A 19,605-nucleotide genomic window follows, 5' to 3' on the forward strand; every position below is an offset into this window, starting at 1 on the left:
TGGACGATGCCGATTCACAATTGGCGTATGGCCTTAAATCGTTTTATGATTGAGTTCGGTGATCGTATTCAAAAACACGATCACTAACTTGTTCCGTGGCATTTACACAGAAATTCTTACAGGCTCGACGTCGCCTTTCTTTGCGAACTATTTAGCTTGTTGTGTCACATTCTGCATCGTCGCACTTGGCGTGATGCTAGTTGAATGAAAACAACTTCGTCATGAATGGCGAATTTATTTTAGATTCTTGTGTATTCCTTGAAAATTATGGATTACTGATTGATTTTGTCCGATGTCACTAAAAAATGCGATGTTCACGTTATTTTTTCGCGTCAATATTGAGAAAAGTTTAAAGCTCATTTACTTTTGACGCATGCCATAGAAGATGAGACGGTGCCATGTTCCCACGCACTTAAGTTTTTTGTGCGGGCACAACACACAACCCAAACATAGTACGGTTAACATATTTCCACCAAGGCTGCAAACACCGCTGGCAGCGAATAGAATTGTTTTTTATGCTCGTGTCGACATTTTTTGGATACGCGACATAGGTGAACAAAAAGCCGCTACAGACCTTCAAGCTTACTAAGTTCAATAGCTCAATAGCCCCTAGTTTCCTATTCCTCTTTCGCTGTAGAAATGAGCTGCCTCACATCTACAGTGAAAAACCGGAGTCTTGTATGCCGATTAGTTTAATCGCTGCGACAGTATCGATTGCGGTCACCGCTGCCGCAATATCGACACAACGTTGAAAATTTTCCTCTGGTGAGTTGTAACTAATTCCCTGCTCGATTGCGAAATAATTCGCCACTGCAAATTTATTGTCGAGCAAATCTGCCACCCAACCCAATTCGGCATTTCCCTTGAACCCATGAGCGGCATTGAGTATGGTATTGATCAAAGTCCCACGTGTTTCCGCCCCCAAAGTTCCTTCAGCTTTTAACAGCGCGGCACTCCAATAGTCTAAGCCGTCCTGATCGACTTCATCACGTCCCAAGACGTTCTTGTAAATCACCTTAACAAAATCGACATTCGTCATTTCTACCGTGTAGCCGGTCAATACACTAAACATCGGACTGACTGCAGCAGAATAAAATGACTTGCCTATGGTTTCGATCGAACTGCCATTTTTAAATTGAGTAAGCCAGTAATTCATCCCTTCCGCATCAGGAACACGATTAAAGTAAGCCACATACAATTCCGCAATATTTTTTACAGCGACTGCACCAACTGTTCTGGCGACCTCGCCAATTTTCAAATCGATACGCATATCAGAGAATTGCAGGTATTCCATCGACAACAGAATGTCCGTGTCATATCTATCTTTGCTATTTGCAACAATGAATTCTAGACTCTTACCAAAATTGTCTTTTTCAATCAAATACTGATTCCTTGGCGCGGTGTATTTAGCGGTATCGATTCCCAAACCACCATTTATCCAATCACTCCCTGAGCCACCTTCGATACGATTATTCCACTCATTCCCCTTAACAACATCATTGAACTTGCTGCCTTTTACATTTTCAATGATCGTATTGTAGGCAATTGACATATTGTCGTTCGCATTCACGCTGCGTCCAAGATTATCAGTCGTCATTCCAACGGATGAATTGGCGCCTGCCATCAAATCAATTTGCGCACCTGTAGCCGAGAGAATGATTCCATCTTTGAATTTGATAATCGTCCCTAACGATATTTCAGACAGGTCTAAAGTATCGACGCCGCCGGTATCGTTAATCAATATAAGTGTATCGCCATCACTATTTGACAGACGATAGACCGTATCTTCTGCTTGATACGCTTTACTGCCATACAGATACGCTAAGGCCAACATATCGTATTTGGCAAAAAATACCCGTTCTTGTTTTTGCGGTGCATCGGTATACGACATAATAGAGTTGAGCGTATTGTCTTCCGCACTCGCCAAAAAATTGTCTGGGACTGAACTTGCCACCTCACCAGCATTGTAATTGCCCGGGTGCTTCAACCCTAAGACGTGTCCTATCTCATGTACCAAGGTAGACCAATTAGCTGTACCAGGCTGCACATTCGTTAACGCATTCTGGTTATCCGCATTGACGTATAAATCGCCTGCTAATTCACTTAAGCCAGGTTGATAGGCATAGGCGGCACTGGTATCACCTTGCGAGTTGTTACCAAATCGAATCTTTCCATAGGCTACAGCAGTATCTTCCACTTCAACAAACTGCAAACCAATCTGTTGGGAAATTAACTTCAAAATCTCACGTGTAGCAGCTTTTTGCTCGACAGAAAAAGGGATAAATCCTTTTTGTTCTTTCGCATCCGCATAGCCCGGCGCACTTTGCATAAAACTGTAAGTGACGACTGTTGGCGTCCCAAGCGCCGCTCCTACATTCCAGCGTACGTTTGGCGACTCAAGCAACACATCAATTCGATAGTCTCCACTATAAGGATAAGGGATGACTGTTTCTTTTTGCGTTGAAATAGTAGTAGACATAGTTTTGAAAAACTTAAGAAATCCAGTGCCAGAATCGATCTAGCATAGACTAAATTTTGATGAATTAGTTGGCTGCATTCCGCGCCAACTGCTGAACGATTTGATAGCAGGGATAGTGTATCTAATTTTACTTACATTATCAGTTCGCATCAAAATCCACCAGTTCCGGTCGCTAACAAAGTCGCATTAGCGCCGACCAGCCAACCTGTTTTGGTGTCGACAAACTGTACTTTGAGCAAGTCAACATTGGTCCCAGTGTTTTGCTGTTTCCAAGTGACACCACCATCTTGCGTGGCCAAAGCGAAGCCTTGTTGCCCGACAATCCAGCCAGTCTTCGCATCCGCGAATTGAATGTCGTTAAAGTTAAGCTGCCCGGGAACGAGCACCGGTTTCCAATTGAGCCCAGCATCGTCTGAACGCAAGACGGTGGCACTATCACCGATCGCCCACATTATTTTTCCATCGAAGGAATATACCTTGCGGAGGTTTTTATTGATGCCGGTGTAGCGTTGCTGCCATCCTGCACGACCATCACTGGACTGAGAAATCAAGCCTGCATCACTGGCTATCGTTACCGTACTGGTATTGTCCAGCCATACGCTGTTGATCTGACGATAGGGAGAAATCAAAACATCCCAAAACTTACCACCATCTCTGGTGATAGCTACGGGCCAGAGATCGATACCTATGTGAGCCCATCCGTTTTTCTCATCAAAAAATCCAAAATTAGTCGATGCTGGGCTAGGTCCAGCAAATGACCAACTGATGCCCTTATCTTGGGTTTTATAAATCAAACCATCTTTCCATAGCAAAAAAGCGGTACCTGATGCTACAAACTGTATTAAAAGCTTGTCTCCATAGCTGTTTGGAAGCGTGTTATTGTTGATATTCCATGTCTTTCCGCCGTCCTGACTAGCTTTGATCTCGCCAACGGCATTGACCAATAAACCGTTCTTAGTATCAGCAAAGGTGGCGGCATGGTAGGCAGGTTGGATCGGATGGGGTCTGGTAAGTACCTTCGTCCAGCTATTCCCCTTATCCGTACTCACAAAACCACCAGTATAAAATTCATTCAAGATCAATAAGCCATTTACTACCTGTATATCATCCAGTAATGCTGTATTGCCATCATCAGAAAGCGGATACTTCATAGGAAACCACGTCTTACCCAAATCGTCGCTATATTGATCAAGTCCTGAGTAGTTATAGACTACATATACTCTTGAACCATCGAACAATACTCTCCCAAAAGGCGCAAAGTAAGGATCGGCACTGGGTGAGGTATTCGCATTGAATTGACGCGATTCAGAGCGCGTACTCCAATTCACCCCGCCGTCTTCTGAACGATATATTTTTCCTTCATGCAAAGTCAGCCAAACTTTGCCATCTTTATCGAGAGAATAGAGTTTGCTATTGTCACTACCCGCAGGCAAACCATTGACGGAAAATCCAGTCCAATGCATACCTGCATCGTCACTACGCCATGCCATAGCCTTGCCAACCTGAAGCACGTTATTGATCAATTGATCTGGCGTTTTACCTCGCACGAGGACGACATTTTCTCCCGCCAAACCGATTCTCACCTGGGATAAACGAATGCCCTTCTCGTCTTCTAACTTAAGGACTTGATGTGGTTGACGACCCGTGGGAATTGATCGAAGTAACTCCGATCCTTGCACACCGTAAACAATGCCGAGCGCCGTCTTCTCCTGCATCGTGATTTGCCAGGTATCCCAAGTCAATCCACTATCTTCACTGTAATAGCTGGCACTGTCGGTTTCCAACAAAAGATTTGATGCCGACAACACCGTCAAAAATTGACTACTATCCAATCTGCGCTGGCTACCGACAGCTAAAGGGCTAGGTAATGCGCGCCAGTGAGCACCACCATCGATTGTGTGCAAGAGCGTTTTCTTATCTCCCAGCACCCATACGATTTTATCGTCAAAATTTCTGACCTCAAACAAGCTTGCATTGACGCCACTAATTTGACGAACCCAAGTTTTACCTGCATCTGCAGTTTTAAAAATATCGCCTGCCCCACCAACTCGCCATCCAGTATTCAAATTAGCGAACATAAAATTATCTGCATAATTTCCACTAGGTTGAGGCGCCTGCCAGCACCAACCAGTATCATTGGCGCCACTACACACTAAACCACGCACGCCCGCCAGATTATTCACGCTGACTTTGATTTTTGATTCTTTAGAATGACCGGCCGAATTACTGACTATCAGACTGACTTCGTAGTCGCCAGCTTTGCTATAACGATGCTTAGGCGCTGCTTCAGTGCTGTTACTGCCATCACCAAAATTCCAAACAAATGTCAATCCAGACATGGTTGCTGCACTATGCGTATAGGCGACAGCCTCGGATAAATCTGGATTCGGTGGCGCGCTAATGCTCAGGATTTCTGGCAGGACAGCAGCTGCTAGCGGAGGCGAAAGTTTGTCATCATTGCCACCGCCACAAGCGCTGATCAGTAATCCTGCAGCGACTGCCAATACCATTGATAGACGGCTAGTAAAAAATCGATTCAACATGAATACACCTTAAAATCACATAAAAAAATACCTAATAAAATGATAATTATACGTGATTAAAATACATACATTAATTTAAATAACTTAATACATAATCGACATACCCAATACATCCACGCTAGCAGCAACGACTCGGAGATTTCAACGATTAGCGCATTAGATGCAGGCAATTTTCTGAATGTTTGCAAGATATTTACGATCAAGCGCAGGCTTAGGCAGACGCAGAAACAAATATAGTTACGTGACACTATTCAAAAGATTTTCAGCCTAAAGTATTGGCGTGCGCAATGATGACAAGATTCGCTGCGAACGCTTGACGCTAATGATTCTGTCAATCCTGCATTCAAGGCTATTTTGCAAAAAATGATCGGCGCTCAATGAACAAGTTCCAGTGATGAATTGAAGAAAACATCTCGCTTGTTTTACTTACATTTCCCTCGCATCGCCGACAATGCAAGAGCGGGCACAATCAGTAAACCCTTTAGCGAATCTAATCCCAATTTAGAACTAGCGCCTCTTTCTAAGCAATCAGGAATCACAGCGCGAGCAGCCGCCGATTGGAAATCATCATATTTTGTCGGCGCTTGTGTCCTTAAGTTCAGACCCTTACGGTCCGCCATCTTTTGTATTTCAGAACGTGAGTCCTGATAGGCATTGAATGCTGCCTCACGCCGAAATTCTGGCAATGTCACATCGCGGCTAAGTGGCTCAGTAACTTCAAGCGTGGAATGATCTGCTTGCACAACGTCCGTCAATTCTGAAACGGACAAAGTACTTGAGGTTCGCTTACGTCGAATCGCGATTTTGGGTGCATCCACGGCACTGACTGTCTTTGCGCGAACTGATGGATTGTTAACCACAGGCTTTGATTTAAGCAGGATCAAGTGGGTACGAATCATGGTTGGCGATTGCACCGTCGCTTGTTTGTCGATCCATAGTCCTGCACAAAACAATAGGGGAATTATGCTCGAGATGAGTCCGATAAAAAATCGCTGTAATTGAGCAAGCACGTCAAAACTCGATGGCGAAAAAATGATACCAATTGATGTCAAAACTGTTCCGTGGCCGATAGATAGGATCTTAAATTAAGAGAATACAAATGATCTCTCTCATGAGAGTGAAACAGTATAAATACCACTACTCACTATTGCAATTCGAAAAAAAATTTGACTTACTGTGCAACACACAGTACAGTGCACCACATGGCTACTACAGATAACTTCGGAAAACTAGAACTCGAACTGCGACGCGGCGTGGTGGTACTTGCCACGCTCTCGCAGTTGCGCAAACCGCGCTACGGGTATGAGCTGCGTCAAGCCTTGGCCGAACAAGGTATGGCGATTGAGGAAGGTACTTTATATCCTCTGCTACGCAGATTAGAAACGCAGGGCTTGCTGCAAAGTGAGTGGAAGATAGAAGACGGTCCGCCACGGCGTTACTACTCCCTCAATGCAGATGGTAAGAAATTATTGAAGAGACTGACAGAGTCATGGCAAGGCATGAACGATGTCATGGGACGACTTTTACAGGAGGACTAATATGAACGCGAATGATGTCATCACATCGTATGTCAATGAGGTCGCATTGCAGTTACCGCGCAAACTGCGTAACGATGTAGCATTTGAATTGCGTGCTTTGTTACTGGAAGAGTGTCAGGCCAAAGCCGAGGAATCCGGTCGCCAACTTGACGCTGAAATCGTCATCGATTTCTTGCAAAACTTTGGACATCCAAACGAAGTCGCTGCACGCTATCAACCAGCAGTTACCATTATTGATCCAGCGGACGGCGGCAAATTCTTGCGCTTAACAATCGTCGGCTTGGTGTTGATTTGGAGTTTAGGATTGCTAGCTAATTTTAGCCAGCCTATCCATTCCGGAACAGACTTCATTCGCGCACTCAGTTTATGGTGGGGGAAAACAGTCATTCCATCTTTTTGGTGGCCTGGTGTTTTAGTCGTCGGCTTTGGCATGGCATCGTGGGCGCGTCAACGTTCCCCCATCAAATCCACATGGCAACCGCGCGCGCAAGACGCGATTACAGGGGGGCGAGTTGCGGTGGCTTTAGGATTAACTGCCATGCTGTGCGGTATCTATTTACTGATAAACCCGACGTGGATCTTAGATGTTATCTGGGGCGGCAAAGCGGCACCGGCTGCCTATACAGCGTTAACTTACACCGAGTCATTTTTGCAGCGTCAGGCACCTTACCTATTGACATTGGTGCTACTGAATATTCCGTTTTACTTTGCGGTCATGATTCAGGGTCGTTGGACACCTTTACTGCGACGAATTGAAACCGGCTTCAGCGTGCTCACTTGTGCAGTGATGACTTGGGCGATTGTCGATGGAACGATCATGATGTCCCCTGCCAGCGATTCAACAGCAAAGCTTTTCATGGGTTTGATCGTGGCGTTTTCGCTGTTGCTTATCGTAGTGGAGTTCGTGCGGCAAGTGAAGCCTAGTCCAAGCCAAGGTCTACAAGCGTAGTTGAAATTGTCTTTAGCTCATGCTTGGACATAAATAATTTCACAAGTCGAGATAGCGATAAAATCCCCTCTCCCGCTTGCGGGAGAGGGTTAGGGTGAGGGAAACTCAGATTGCAAAAATGCTCTTTAAATGTCGTGCGCAATATTTAAAGTGTACGGATAAAAAATCGTTTCATTTGCCCAACCTCCCTCATCCCCAGCCCTTCTCCCGCTTACGAGAGAAGGGAGCAAGAGTCCTCAACTAACGACGCAACTGCGTAATATCCCGCACCGCCCCACGATCAGCTGAAGTCGCCAACGCCGCATAAGCTTGTAAAGCCTGCGACACATAACGATCACGATTGACTGGCTGCCATGCCAATGGACCTTTGGCTTCCATCGCTGCGCGACGTGCTGCCAATGTCTCATCGCTAATATCCAAACGTATGCTGCGATTTGGAATGTCGATCAAGATTTGATCGCCCTCTTCAACCAAACCAATCGCTCCGCCTTCGGCCGCTTCAGGTGAAGCATGACCAATCACCAAACCAGAGGAGCCACCAGAGAAACGACCATCGGTGAACAAGGCACAAGCTTTACCCAAGCCCTTAGATTTAATATACGACGTCGGATACAACATCTCTTGCATCCCCGGACCGCCTTTCGGACCTTCGTAGCGAATAATCACGACGTCGCCTTCATGTACGGTATCGCCCAAAATCGCAGCGACTGCATCATCTTGGCTTTCAAAGACACGCGCTTTACCGCTGAACGTCAAGATACTTTCATCGACGCCTGCAGTCTTTACGATACAACCTTTTTCCGCCAGATTACCGTACAACACCGCAAGACCACCGTCTTTGGAATAGGCATGTTCGTAATCGCGGATACAACCTTCGGCGCGATCTACATCCAAACTATCGAATCGTTTATCTTGCGAGAATGCGGTCTGCGTTGGTACGCCGCCCGGCGCGGCCATAAACATTTTTCTGACTGCTGCATCATCACTGACCGCGATATCGTTATGCGCGATCGCTTCGGCAAAACTCGCTGCATGAATAGTTGGGCGAGTGGTATCGAATAAATTTGCACGCGACAGTTCGCCTAAGATCGCCATGATGCCACCAGCTCTATGCACGTCTTCGATATGATATTTATCGGTCATCGGTGCGACCTTGCACAAGCATGGGACTTTGCGCGAAATGCGATCAATATCCGCCATTTTGAAATCGACGCCAGCTTCATGCGCGGCAGCCAATAAATGCAAAACGGTATTGGTGGAACCGCCCATCGACACATCCAGCGCCATCGCGTTTTCGAAAGTCGCTTTGTTCGCAATCGAGCGTGGCAAGATCGTGTAATCGTCTTGTTCGTAATGACGTTTCGCCAAATCCACGATCAAACGACCTGCGCGCAAAAATAATTCTTTACGATCAGCATGCGTCGCCAAAATCGTGCCATTACCCGGTAAAGCTAAACCCAAAGCTTCCATCAAACAGTTCATCGAATTTGCAGTAAACATGCCAGAGCACGAACCGCAAGTTGGACAGGCAGAGCGCTCGATGCGACCAATCTCTTCATCGCTAACTTTGCTATCACCCGCTTTAATCATGGCGTCGACAAGATCGATCTTCATGATTTTTTGCTCGCCAATTTGCTTAGGATGCAAGGTCTCTAACACCTTACCCGCTTCCATAGGACCACCGGAGACAAATACCACAGGAATATTCAAACGCATCGCTGCCATCAACATACCCGGCGTAATTTTGTCGCAATTGGAAATACACACCATGGCATCGGCGCAATGCGCATTCACCATGTATTCAACCGAATCTGCAATCAACTCACGCGAAGGCAGTGAATACAACATGCCGCCATGCCCCATCGCGATACCGTCATCCACCGCAATGGTATTAAATTCTTTTGCCACACCGCCAGCCGCTTCGATTTCACGTGCCACCATTTGACCTAAGTCCTTTAAATGCACGTGCCCAGGCACAAACTGCGTGAAGGAGTTAACCACCGCCACAATCGGTTTTTCAAAGTCGCCATCTTTCATGCCAGTAGCACGCCATAAAGCGCGGGCACCTGCCATATTGCGGCCATGGGTGGTAGTTCGGGAACGATATATGGGCATGGGATCACCTCAACAGATAGAATAGAAAAAGCAAAATGTAAGATTGAAGCAAAGCATTTAATATGTCAAATATTTAAAATAATCATCATTAAGTCGGAATAAGTATCAATCCTCACATTTACATCACTGCATACTCATAACTCTCAAAAGCCAAGTACGAAATTGCAAAACCAGTAATAAATCACGTCACTCTCATCTTTAAACTTAATGCGCCAAAAACTCACACTCAGCACCATCATCCTACTCACTATCCCGCCTCTGCTGTGGTCGGCGAATGCCATCATCGGTCGTGTGATCTATCATGACATTCCGCCTGTGATCTTAAATTTTCTCCGCTGGGTATGTGCATTCTTTATCTTGCTGCCGTTTGCGTATCCTATTTTCAAAACAGGCAGCAGTCTTTGGCGCGATGCTAAACACTATGCGGTCTTGGGCTTATTGGGCATCGGTATCTACAACGCCCTGCAATATGCCGCATTACAAAGCTCTGGCCCTATCAATGTCACGCTAGTCGCGTCAGGCATGCCCGTTTGGATGATGCTGGTCGGCTGGCTGTTCTTCGGCGCCAAAATACGTCTGCTGCAAATCGCTGGCGCAGTACTCTCTATTGTTGGCGTGCTCTTCGTATTAAGCCGAGGCAAACTCGAACATCTGCTCGCCTTACATTTAGTTGCTGGTGACCTGCTAATGATCGCCGCCACCATTGCGTGGTCGTTTTATAGCTGGCTACTCACTAATCAGAGCAAATATCAAGAACTACGTCCGCACTGGACATATTTTTTGCTGGCACAAATCAGCTTTGGTGTGACCTGGTCGGGATTGTTTGCTGCCGGAGAATGGGCACTCATCGATTACCACATACAGTGGAGTTGGCAATTATTGGCCGCAATTATTTTCGTCGCGATTGGCCCCGCCTTAATCGCGTTTCGCTGCTGGGGCGCTGGTGTACAAAAAGCCGGGCCCAACGTGGCAGGATTTTTTGTCAATCTGACGCCCTTATTCACAACTATTTTATCTGCCGCCATTTTGAGAGAACTACCGGATTGGTATCATGGTGTCGCCTTCTTACTCATCGTCGCGGGTATCATCATTTCTTCGAAACAAAAAGTTTAATCGCTAGCATCAACATTCACGAACTGGCTTGGTTAAAATGAGCCTAAACATAGATTCATCAAACAAGGAGCATTATGGACATCCACTTAGAAAGTAAAGCCCAAGCCCAACTAGCACAAACACTGCATATGGGAAATCATCAACTGACTACGGATGTATCCATCGCCGACGGTGGTGAAGATCTCGGTCCTAGTCCGCACGATTTGTACGATGCCGCACTAGCCTCATGCAAGGCCCTAACAGTGATGTGGTTCGCCCGCAAAAAAAATATTGCGGTCACTCACATAGATACTCGAATAGAACGCGATGACAGTGAAGAACGACAAGGTATTTACCGATTAAGCACGCACTTGATTATCCATGGTGAGATCAGTGATGAAGAATTTCACCAGCTCAGTGTCGTCGCAGAAAAATGCCCGGTACACAAACTAATGGTTAGCGTCACCACCGAAATTACCACGAAAGTCGAGCGTGCAAAATGAGTACCGACGATCCATTTGATCCCGCCAAAGTACTCAAGGCCCATGGCAAAGATCTAGGCGGCGGCTTTGTCGTTAGTCGCTTATTGCCCTCCGCTAAAAGACAGGCGGTTGGTCCGTTTATCTTCTTCGATCACTTCGGCCCGGTCACAGTCAAGCCAGAAGACAATCACGATGTACGCCCACATCCTCACATAGGTTTGGCGACATTAACGTATTTATTCGATGGCGTAATTCTGCACAGAGACAATCTCGGCTACACCCAACGCATAGAACCCGGCGCGATTAATTTGATGATCGCTGGTAGTGGCATCGTCCACTCAGAGCGCAAGCCTGAAGAACAAAAGCATGACACCTACATCAATCACGGTTTGCAATTATGGTTAGCGGTACCCGAAGATAAAGAAAAAATCCCCGCCTCGTTTAGCCACACACCCGCTTCCGCTATACCTGAAATCACGAATGGCAATGCGACCATACGCGTACTAGTCGGAAGCGCATTCGGTGCTAGCTCGCCCGTACCGACTTTGTCACCAACACTGTATCTCGATATTCAATTGCCACCGAATAGCCAATGGCAATTACCGATGCTGGCGGACGAGCAGGCGATTTATCCGATTGAGGGTGAAGTCCTAGTCGCCGGCGAAACATTGGAATCACATACGATGTTAGTCATCGATCAGGAACAAAGTATTAGCAATGGTGCGCGTCCGACACGCTTTGTATTGGTAGGCGGTCAGGCTTTAGGACATCGTTTTATGTGGTGGAATTTTGTTGCTAGTCATAAGGAAGATATTGATGCGGCGGCATTGGCTTGGGAGGCTGGTGATAGTGGTTTGGGGATGGGGCAAGTGCCTGGGGAGGATGAGCGGATTCCTTTACCTAGACCTTAACGCTACGCATTAAATTAACACCTATCGACAATACCAGCACCTACCAGTGAGTTCTCAATATGCAACGCCCCGCCACTTCCGACGATTTCGATTTCATCTACGGCCTCTATATGCATCCCGAGGTCAACCCGTATTTGCTGTATGACCCTATGGACAAAGCCAGCTTTGCCCCGATCTACGCGCAACTTCTCGCGGACGCCGTGCTGTATGTCTATTACGCCGACACGGTAGCAACAGGTATGTTTAAACTGATTCCCTTAAAACATAGAACCGCACATATCGCCTATTTGGGTGGGGTTGCAATCGCTCCCGAATTTGCTGGCAAGGGTCATGCGAAAACCATGTTCGACGACATCATCGCACTAGGAAAATCTTTGCAGTTAGCGAGAATTGAATTGAGTGCCAGCGTCGATAACAAGCGGGCGATTAACTTGTATGAGAAGTGCGGATTTCAAGCGGAAGGTGTGCTGCGAAAATATACGTATTTAAAAAACGAAGATCGCTACATCGATGAACTCTTGATGTCTTACCTGTACTGATTTGCGCTGATTTGTACTATCATCAAAAAAACTAGTCATCGAAAAAAATGCCAGCATGTGAATTACATTTTATGCTGGCATTTTTACTGATTAAAACTTAGGCTGAACCAAAGTCGGTGTACCGCCAATATAACGCTGCAACCAATTTTGTACTTCCCAATACCAATAGACCGAATTTTGCGGTGACAAAATCCAATGATTTTCGTTCGGGAAAATCACTAATCTGGATGGCACTTTCATGCCTTGCAAGACACCATACAACGCAGTGCTATTCACATACGGCACACGATAATCCAACTCGCCATGGGTCAATAACATCGGTGTCTTAAAGTTCTTCGCATAAGACATAGGATTATTCTTTTGCATCACTTCGGTATCGCTCCATGGATTGCCGCCCAAGGTTTTTTCAAATGAATAATTGGTCGAATCAGAACCATATTGTGTGACCAAATCGTTGACACCGGCATGATCAATAATCGTGACGAAGCGATCAGTGTGACCTGCCAACCAGGCTGCCAAATAACCGCCATAACTCGCACCTGCAGCTGCGATACGCTTGCTATCAATATTGCCCAATTTTTGCATCAGATACTCATTCGAGCGCAAGATATCTTGCATAGGCTTAACACCCCACTCCGAATTAATACTACGCGCAAATTGCTCACCAAAACCGGTCGAACCATGACGATTGACCCAACTTACGATATAACCAGGCGCTGCCATCGCGTGCGCATTCCAGCGGAAGTTAAACGCATTACCCACCATGGTGTGTGGACCGCCATGCATGAGTTGTAGCAAAGGATAGGTTTTGGTTTTATCGTAGTCAGGCGGCAAAATCAACCAGCCTTGCACGAGGTTGTCGTTCGCGCCTTTGAATTGATAAGACTCGACTTTGCCGAGCTTTAATTTTCCCATTAACTCATCGTTGAAATGCGTCAATTGACGCACCGCTTTGGATGCGACATCCATCGTGTAGATTTCGTTAGGACGATCAAAACTGCTACGCAAAAATACTAGCTGATTGCCAAGCACTTTCAGTTTGGAGATGCCGGCATCACGAATCACGCGTTCAAATTGATTGCCATCATTCTTGCTACTGAAGATACTAGTCTCGCCTTTGTCTTCCGCGACCATCCACAATTTGCTCATGTCTTTGGTGCTTTGAAATTCAGCGATGGAATAATCGCGCGCTTCCGTGACTGGACTATGTTTTGCCGTCGTCACATCATAGCGCCACAATTTTGCCGAGCTACCGTCATACAAAGGCGTATTGGTGCGTGTGTAGTAAATGCTTTTGCCATCGGCAGAAAAACTAGGGGACGAGTCAGGTCCACGATTCTCGTTAGTGATATTTTTTGCGCTACCTAGGTCGTCTAGTTTCAACAAAAACAAATCGGGATTATCTGCTTCGTGATGCGGTGCAGGGATGGAATTGCTGCTGTAGACCAGCGTACCGCCATCTGGTGAAATCGTAAAATCAAAAGTGCTGGAAGAACTAAATAAGTCTTTCGATTGCGGGGTCAAATCTTTGAGCGATTTATTGTTCAAATCCAATTGTAAGAAATGCGCAGACAATTCGTCAGTGAGCCAATGATCAAAGAATCGATACACACGATCCTCTGTGACTTTTGCCGTCATCTTACTGTCGCGACGACGCTTCATTTCTTTTTTCATCGCTTGCATATCATCGGCGCTCCACTTCCCTTTGAGGGCTGGAATCGCCTTAGTACCGACAATTAAACTATTTCCATTTGGATGCCATTGTGGATTCACTACACCAAACGGCAGTTCTAAGACTTTTTCAGCTTCGCCACCATCCAAACGCAAAATGTAAAGCGCAGGCGCTTCATCATCGCTACGGCGCGAGGTGAAGGCGATACGGCTACCATCCGGGCTCCACACTGCTGCGCTATCGCTAGCTTCTGCGGTGGTCAAGCGACGCTGATTGCGGCCTTGGCTATCCATCAACCAGATATTATTCTGCGCACGATTTTTCTCTAGCGACCAAGTTTGCACCGTAAAGGCAATCCACTTTTGATCAGGAGATACGACAGGATTATCAACCCGCTTCACCGCCCACAAATCCTGTGGTGTGATTGCACGACCCGAGGTGTCAGCATGGGCGACACCGAAAGCACCAACACTGCTAGTGAGAAAAACCACCAGCGCCGCTTTTTGCAAAGCTTGTTTAGCGTAGGCATATTTTATTTTCATTATTTCATCCTTACTTTTTCAATAGTTAAAAGACGCACCAGATTCGCGGATAACACCGAACGTCAGCGAGAATACACCAAGGAAAAGCAGTTCGCTCCTCAATATCGTTTAAAATCTCGCCTATCGGTAAATGCTTACCCCTCCCTACACTGCGACTATGCCCTTCTCTCAACTCGGTCTTTCCAATACCTTACTCAATGCCATTCAAACGCGCGGCTATACACAGCCGACCGCGATTCAACAAGATGTTATACCCGTCATGTTAGCTGGTCGCGATGTGTTAGCAACCGCGCAAACAGGTTCAGGAAAAACCGCCGCGTATTGTTTGCCTTTGCTAGAACGCTACCTCAAGCAAGGCCATAGTCAAACCCGAGTGGTGCAAACATTGATCTTGGTACCGACCCGAGAATTAGCCGTACAAGTTGGCGACACTCTGCGCAGCCTGAGTCTGGGTGCTGCGCATCCTCCTAAACTGGCAGTCTTATTTGGCGGCATTTCAATTAATCCGCAAATGCTGCATTTGCGCGGTGGTGCCGACATCGTGGTGGCAACGCCAGGACGTTTGCTTGACTTACATAGCAAAAATGCGATCAAGTTAGATCAAGTGTCTTGCCTCGTATTAGATGAAGCAGATCGCATGTTGGCTTTGGGATTTGCCGATGAGCTAAAACAAGTCTTGGCGCTATTAGCCACACAAAGACAAAACTGTTTCTTCTCAGCGACCTTCGCGCCGAATGTCGCCGAGTTAGCACAAGTGTTATTGAACGATCCAGCTCGTATCAATATCCCCGATACCGACGAGAGCAAACCCGACATCACACAACGCGCGATCATGGTCGAGGCCACGCAAAGAACCCAACTACTCAAACACTTATTTCAAACAGAAAAATGGTCACGCGTTTTGGTCTTTGTCGCCACCAAATATGCGGCGGATTTATTGTCGACCAAATTGCGCCGCGCTCACATCAGCGCCGAAGCTTTTCACGGTGAACAAACTCAAGGCAAACGCAGTCAAGTCATCAGCGACTTCAAAGCATCCCGCGTCAAAATCCTAGTCGCCACCGACGTCGCCGCACGTGGTATCGATATCTATCAATTACCGGTCGTCGTCAATTTTGATTTACCCCGCTCCAGCGATGATTACACCCATCGCATCGGCCGCACAGGCCGCGCTGGTGAAGCAGGTTTAGCAATCAGCTTTATCTGCGCCGATCCCGCCAACGAAGCCCATTTCCGCTTAATCGAAAAACGCCACAACATCAAAGTCGAGCGCGAACAGATTGAGGGATTTGTTCCTAGCGAAGACAAACTGGCGTCAGCGCAAACCGCTAAACCAGCTGATCCAAACGGCGGAATTAAAGGCAAGCGCCCGAATAAGAAAGACAAACTGCGGGCGCAGATGTTGAAGTGAGTTTGTATCGTTTTCTGGATGCACTCGTGTCTGCGACTCTCACACTGACTACTCATTGTGTAGTCAATGATATCGGGCATTTGTTACCCCAAGCTATGTAAAAAGCCGCAGGTAGGTTGGCGCTGAGCAAAGCGAAGCCCAACATGGATACGTGCCACGAATATAGATAAGCCTCACAATAAAGCGAATCGTGTCGCCATAAAACAATCGATCCGCCATTAATCAGGTGATCCAACCTACGTGTGAATTGGGTCACTTGAAGAACTATATAAACTATCCAAAGGGCTACATAACTTGCCACGAATCTGGTGAACATGCGTGTAAATCATTGTGGTACTTAGATCGGCATGCCCCAATAACTCTTGCACCGTACGAATATCACAGCCTGATTGCAGCAGATGGGTAGCAAACGAGTGGCGTAAGGTATGTGGCGTGGCGGCTAAGTTGATGCCAGCCTGTACTTTTGCAGTAGTAAAAGCACGTTGAAAACTGCGATCAGTCAAATGCTCGCGAACGTTCTTGCCGGATGCTGCATCTATCATATAGCGCGCCTGTGGAAATACCCAATACCAAGGCCAAGTTTGTCCCGCTGTCGGATAGAGACGAGCGATGTTCGGCGGCAAAGCGACCTCAGCGACATTACCAGCACGATCTTTGGCCCACATGCTATTGGCAAACGCCAGCTGCGCATTGAGCAAGTCTAGCAACACAACTGGCAGCATTAAGCTGCGATCCTTCTTCCCTTTGCCCTCTCTCACGGTAATAGTCTGATTCGAAAAATCCAAATCTTTGACGCGCAAATTGAGCGCCTCATTGAGCCTCATCCCTGTACCATATAGCAGCTTCGCCAATAACAAATGCACGTCAGACAAATGAGAAAACAATGTGCTGATATTTTCCGTGGACAGCACGACGGGCAAGCGATGACTCGCACGAGGCGTACCAATCGCATTAAGCCAAGGTAGATCAATGCGAAGAACATGTTTGTATAAAAATAGAAGTGCCGCGAGTGCTTGCTTATGCGTCGATGCCGACACCGCTTTCTCATTGGCGAGATAGCTCAGAAAGGCCGCCACCTCTGCCGCGCCCATGTCTTTTGGATGCCTAAGTTGATGAAAGCGAATATACGAACGACACCAATACACATACACTTGTTCAGTGCTGGCGCTATAGTGCTTATACCGAATTGCTTCCTTGACTCGATCCAGAAGCTTGGTAGAATGCAAAGGGATTGTAGTGACGGTTTTCATAGAAAATTTAATACTGATTAAATATACAGTATATCTATCAAGAGCCTTACTGCAAAAGGATTTTAAGAATATTTTTAAAACATTTATGCGAACTGTGTCGGTTTTATTCGACGAACGGTCGCGGAAAACACGTTAGAGCTCACAAATGAAACCTCGTATTTCGATGAGTAAAAAGACGATCCTCTTTTCGATTTTGTTCATCGTCGCCTTCGGAGCTTTTCAAAAAATTTGCCAATGGGACATTGCAGACAAAGAACTTTCGAACTATCCAAAATCAATTTCAGTACTTTTTTCTTCGAGTAGTAAGTTTAGTTCCGATGGAACTGTAACCAACATACGGAAAACCCAAACCTACGTTTTGATTCCAATTTCGTTTGATATTCCTTTTACGGTCTCTATTCAAAGCGATAACGGCATCATCACTGTGGATGATGATCAATATGGTGTATTGAAATTGTTGCTCTTTTTTTTTATCGTCACTCCAATCTTGGTCTCTCTTGCTAAAAAATTTGGCATAAGCCGTATAGAGGTAAAAGGTTGAGCTCTAACAGGTCGTTCGAGAAGAGCGCGCGAATTCGCGTCTCTTCACATTTAATTTTCGAGGCGCGCGCCTCTCAACTAAATCGTTAAACATCATGTTGCGAGCATCCCAATTTTTCGTTGTGTCTTTGGTGCTTTCTTGCATAGGAATAATTCTTGCGATACTTCATTTCAATTCCCCTGTGCAACCAAGTTTAAATCAGTGGCGGGATACGGTTAGTCGCACAGCTGCAAATTTGATGCCACTGGGGGCCAAAAATTGCGGCGCGATCGGATTGCAAGATGACCCATCCGTTGCTCGGTCATGCGTTAGCACTTCAGTACAATCAGGAATCTCTTTCGGTGTGCTTTCGCAAGCACAAGGAGAAGATTCGGAAGTGTGGCAACTGATCGTACGAACATCCGATGGAAAAACGCGAGGCTTTACGTTTGATTCATTCGGATGGGAACATAGGGGCATTCCAAGTTTTACTACTCGCGAAATTCCTTGTCATGCAATTGGACATAGAAATAAAGAAATTGAATCAGGGATTGGTCAGGTGAAGCCTGCAATATTTTGTAGCGATTCTTGAGTTATAGTCTAATGCGTTCGAGGATGTTTAACATGACTTTCGAAAATGACGCGCGAATAAGCGCTTTCTTAAAATTTACTGATTGGCGCGCGCCTCTCAAATCCGCGTTCCCTGGAAATAGAGAGCTAGTGTGTAATTTTGGGTAACCAAATATAGTACACAATAACTGTATGTTTATACAGCTCGAAAAAAATGCTATTTAGTGAAGCGATGAACACCAGCGCGAATAACGACGAGTCGTTGATTCGGACAGGCGATCATCGCTTCAGGTATAAAGCATTTGAGCGGGCAAAATTTTGGAGAGTTCGTGGATGAAATTGCTTTGCCGTTGCTCGCCGCTCTCTATTCCAGAGAACGTTTCACCGGAAAGGGACATCGCAAAAACCGCGATGCCCTTCAGTTAAATAGTTATGCCTATCAAAGCTAAGCCATTTGGTTGTCTCGAACAGTTTGACTGGGGCGCGGATATTCGATCCGTTGTCTACAATGGCTGTTTGGTCGTACGTGTTCTTCGGAACCGTAACCGTGACGACGGAATTGAGGTCAAGTTCTCGCAAGTTGACGGGTTTAGGCTTTTGGATGAAGTGCAGTTAGCGACATATTGGTTCGATGATGATTTCCCCAAAGGCTATCCAGTGCTTGAGGTTCTCGATGGTGGATGGGCAATGGAAGAAAACAAAAGACTTGGTTATGATCAGACACAGCGTGAATGGATCATTGTTACAGCAGGTGCTTGCGTCAGTATATTTTCAAAAACCGAACCGGAGATTATTGATGCAAACTGGCCAAAATAGGCATAACTGGTCGTTCGTTTCGGACGGCTGCGCCGCCCCACAACTCAAACGTTAGCAGGTCATTATGGTAGCTCGCCAAAGAAGAACCATTGGTTCCATCGTAATCATCCCAATCGATGATTTTTTTATTCATGCGCAAGTTTTGCCTGAAGTTGACATGGTTTTTTTTAATACAA

The 19,605-nt window shown here is 46.2% G+C and carries 16 protein-coding genes; 9 read left to right on the forward strand and 7 right to left on the reverse strand.

The window, feature by feature from the left end; all coding sequences use genetic code 11:
- Positions 1–655 precede the first annotated feature (655 nt).
- From H8K52_RS19785 to H8K52_RS19795, 3 genes are all read right to left on the reverse strand, one after another.
- Entirely contained in the window at positions 656–2,479 is a 1,824-nt protein-coding gene (locus H8K52_RS19785) for a DUF4214 domain-containing protein (RefSeq protein WP_186924644.1), read from the reverse strand.
- A 149-nt stretch (positions 2,480–2,628) separates the two neighbouring features.
- Entirely contained in the window at positions 2,629–5,022 is a 2,394-nt protein-coding gene (locus tag H8K52_RS19790) for a YCF48-related protein (protein WP_186924645.1), read from the reverse strand.
- 422 nt (positions 5,023–5,444) lie between these two features.
- Positions 5,445–6,074 carry a hypothetical protein gene (locus H8K52_RS19795; protein WP_186924646.1) on the reverse strand — a complete coding sequence of 210 codons (630 nt, stop codon included), beginning with the start codon at positions 6,072–6,074 and terminating at the stop codon, positions 5,445–5,447.
- A 150-nt stretch (positions 6,075–6,224) separates the two neighbouring features.
- On the opposite strand from H8K52_RS19795, the gene H8K52_RS19800 reads away from it, so the two are divergent.
- Positions 6,225–6,560 carry a PadR family transcriptional regulator gene (locus H8K52_RS19800; protein WP_186924647.1) on the forward strand — a complete coding sequence of 112 codons (336 nt, stop codon included), beginning with the start codon at positions 6,225–6,227 and terminating at the stop codon, positions 6,558–6,560.
- Between the two features lies 1 nt (position 6,561).
- The gene (locus H8K52_RS19805) at positions 6,562–7,509 is read left to right on the forward strand and encodes a hypothetical protein (protein WP_186924648.1); all 948 of its coding nucleotides are present in this window, start codon (positions 6,562–6,564) and stop codon (positions 7,507–7,509) included.
- Between the two features lie 240 nt (positions 7,510–7,749).
- On the opposite strand, the gene ilvD is transcribed toward H8K52_RS19805, so the two are convergent.
- Positions 7,750–9,624: a dihydroxy-acid dehydratase gene (ilvD, locus tag H8K52_RS19810; protein ID WP_186924649.1), complete on the reverse strand. Its 1,875-nt coding sequence runs from the start codon at positions 9,622–9,624 to the stop codon at positions 7,750–7,752.
- Between the two features lie 207 nt (positions 9,625–9,831).
- Between ilvD and H8K52_RS19815 the strand changes: the two genes are divergently transcribed.
- The 4 genes from H8K52_RS19815 (at position 9,832) to H8K52_RS19830 (ending at position 12,648) form a co-directional block, all read left to right on the forward strand.
- Positions 9,832–10,737: a DMT family transporter gene (locus H8K52_RS19815; RefSeq protein ID WP_186924650.1), complete on the forward strand. Its 906-nt coding sequence runs from the start codon at positions 9,832–9,834 to the stop codon at positions 10,735–10,737.
- Positions 10,738–10,811: 74 nt separating this feature from the next.
- Complete coding sequence (locus tag H8K52_RS19820) at positions 10,812–11,219, forward strand: OsmC family protein (protein WP_186924651.1); 408 nt, start codon at positions 10,812–10,814, stop codon at positions 11,217–11,219.
- The gene (locus tag H8K52_RS19825; protein ID WP_186924652.1) at positions 11,216–12,109 is read left to right on the forward strand and encodes a pirin family protein; all 894 of its coding nucleotides are present in this window, start codon (positions 11,216–11,218) and stop codon (positions 12,107–12,109) included. Before H8K52_RS19820 ends, H8K52_RS19825 begins: the two co-directional genes overlap by 4 nt.
- Before the next feature lie 59 nt (positions 12,110–12,168).
- Positions 12,169–12,648, forward strand: coding sequence for a GNAT family N-acetyltransferase (locus H8K52_RS19830; RefSeq protein WP_186924653.1), 480 nt, complete (start codon positions 12,169–12,171; stop codon positions 12,646–12,648).
- Positions 12,649–12,738: 90 nt separating this feature from the next.
- Here the strand turns inward: H8K52_RS19830 and H8K52_RS19835 are convergent, their stop codons facing one another.
- Positions 12,739–14,862, reverse strand: coding sequence for a dipeptidyl-peptidase 5 (locus H8K52_RS19835; RefSeq protein ID WP_186924654.1), 2,124 nt, complete (start codon positions 14,860–14,862; stop codon positions 12,739–12,741).
- A 157-nt stretch (positions 14,863–15,019) separates the two neighbouring features.
- Here H8K52_RS19835 and H8K52_RS19840 point away from each other — a divergent pair, with 157 nt between their 5' ends.
- Entirely contained in the window at positions 15,020–16,273 is a 1,254-nt protein-coding gene (locus tag H8K52_RS19840; RefSeq protein WP_186924655.1) for a DEAD/DEAH box helicase, read from the forward strand.
- 236 nt (positions 16,274–16,509) lie between these two features.
- Here H8K52_RS19840 and H8K52_RS19845 read toward each other — a convergent pair whose 3' ends face one another.
- A complete protein-coding gene (locus H8K52_RS19845; protein WP_186924656.1) occupies positions 16,510–17,523 on the reverse strand; it encodes an integron integrase in 1,014 nt (337 codons plus the stop codon).
- A gap of 145 nt (positions 17,524–17,668) precedes the next feature.
- Here H8K52_RS19845 and H8K52_RS19850 point away from each other — a divergent pair, with 145 nt between their 5' ends.
- Both H8K52_RS19850 and H8K52_RS19855 read left to right on the forward strand, forming a co-directional pair.
- Positions 17,669–18,064, forward strand: coding sequence for a hypothetical protein (locus H8K52_RS19850; protein ID WP_186924657.1), 396 nt, complete (start codon positions 17,669–17,671; stop codon positions 18,062–18,064).
- A 981-nt stretch (positions 18,065–19,045) separates the two neighbouring features.
- The gene (locus H8K52_RS19855) at positions 19,046–19,429 is read left to right on the forward strand and encodes a hypothetical protein (RefSeq protein WP_186924658.1); all 384 of its coding nucleotides are present in this window, start codon (positions 19,046–19,048) and stop codon (positions 19,427–19,429) included.
- Here the strand turns inward: H8K52_RS19855 and H8K52_RS19860 are convergent.
- Positions 19,404–19,605: hypothetical protein (locus H8K52_RS19860; RefSeq protein ID WP_222613857.1), on the reverse strand; the 202-nt coding region annotated here is incomplete at its 5' end. The genes H8K52_RS19855 and H8K52_RS19860 overlap by 26 nt on opposite strands.

Source organism: Affinundibacterium seohonense, assembly GCF_014284305.1.
In the GTDB taxonomy this organism is placed as follows: domain Bacteria; phylum Pseudomonadota; class Gammaproteobacteria; order Burkholderiales; family Burkholderiaceae_D; genus Undibacterium; species Undibacterium seohonense.

Coding starts and splice junctions, on each gene's coding strand:
- H8K52_RS19785 (WP_186924644.1), bottom strand. CDS start 2,479: ATGTCTACTACTATTTCAACGCAAAAAGAAACAGTCATCCCTTATCCT.
- H8K52_RS19790 (WP_186924645.1), bottom strand. CDS start 5,022: ATGTTGAATCGATTTTTTACTAGCCGTCTATCAATGGTATTGGCAGTC.
- H8K52_RS19800 (WP_186924647.1), top strand. CDS start 6,225: ATGGCTACTACAGATAACTTCGGAAAACTAGAACTCGAACTGCGACGC.
- H8K52_RS19805 (WP_186924648.1), top strand. CDS start 6,562: ATGAACGCGAATGATGTCATCACATCGTATGTCAATGAGGTCGCATTG.
- ilvD (WP_186924649.1), bottom strand. CDS start 9,624: ATGCCCATATATCGTTCCCGAACTACCACCCATGGCCGCAATATGGCA.
- H8K52_RS19815 (WP_186924650.1), top strand. CDS start 9,832: ATGCGCCAAAAACTCACACTCAGCACCATCATCCTACTCACTATCCCG.
- H8K52_RS19820 (WP_186924651.1), top strand. CDS start 10,812: ATGGACATCCACTTAGAAAGTAAAGCCCAAGCCCAACTAGCACAAACA.
- H8K52_RS19825 (WP_186924652.1), top strand. CDS start 11,216: ATGAGTACCGACGATCCATTTGATCCCGCCAAAGTACTCAAGGCCCAT.
- H8K52_RS19830 (WP_186924653.1), top strand. CDS start 12,169: ATGCAACGCCCCGCCACTTCCGACGATTTCGATTTCATCTACGGCCTC.
- H8K52_RS19835 (WP_186924654.1), bottom strand. CDS start 14,862: ATGAAAATAAAATATGCCTACGCTAAACAAGCTTTGCAAAAAGCGGCG.
- H8K52_RS19840 (WP_186924655.1), top strand. CDS start 15,020: ATGCCCTTCTCTCAACTCGGTCTTTCCAATACCTTACTCAATGCCATT.
- H8K52_RS19845 (WP_186924656.1), bottom strand. CDS start 17,523: ATGAAAACCGTCACTACAATCCCTTTGCATTCTACCAAGCTTCTGGAT.
- H8K52_RS19850 (WP_186924657.1), top strand. CDS start 17,669: ATGAAACCTCGTATTTCGATGAGTAAAAAGACGATCCTCTTTTCGATT.
- H8K52_RS19855 (WP_186924658.1), top strand. CDS start 19,046: ATGCCTATCAAAGCTAAGCCATTTGGTTGTCTCGAACAGTTTGACTGG.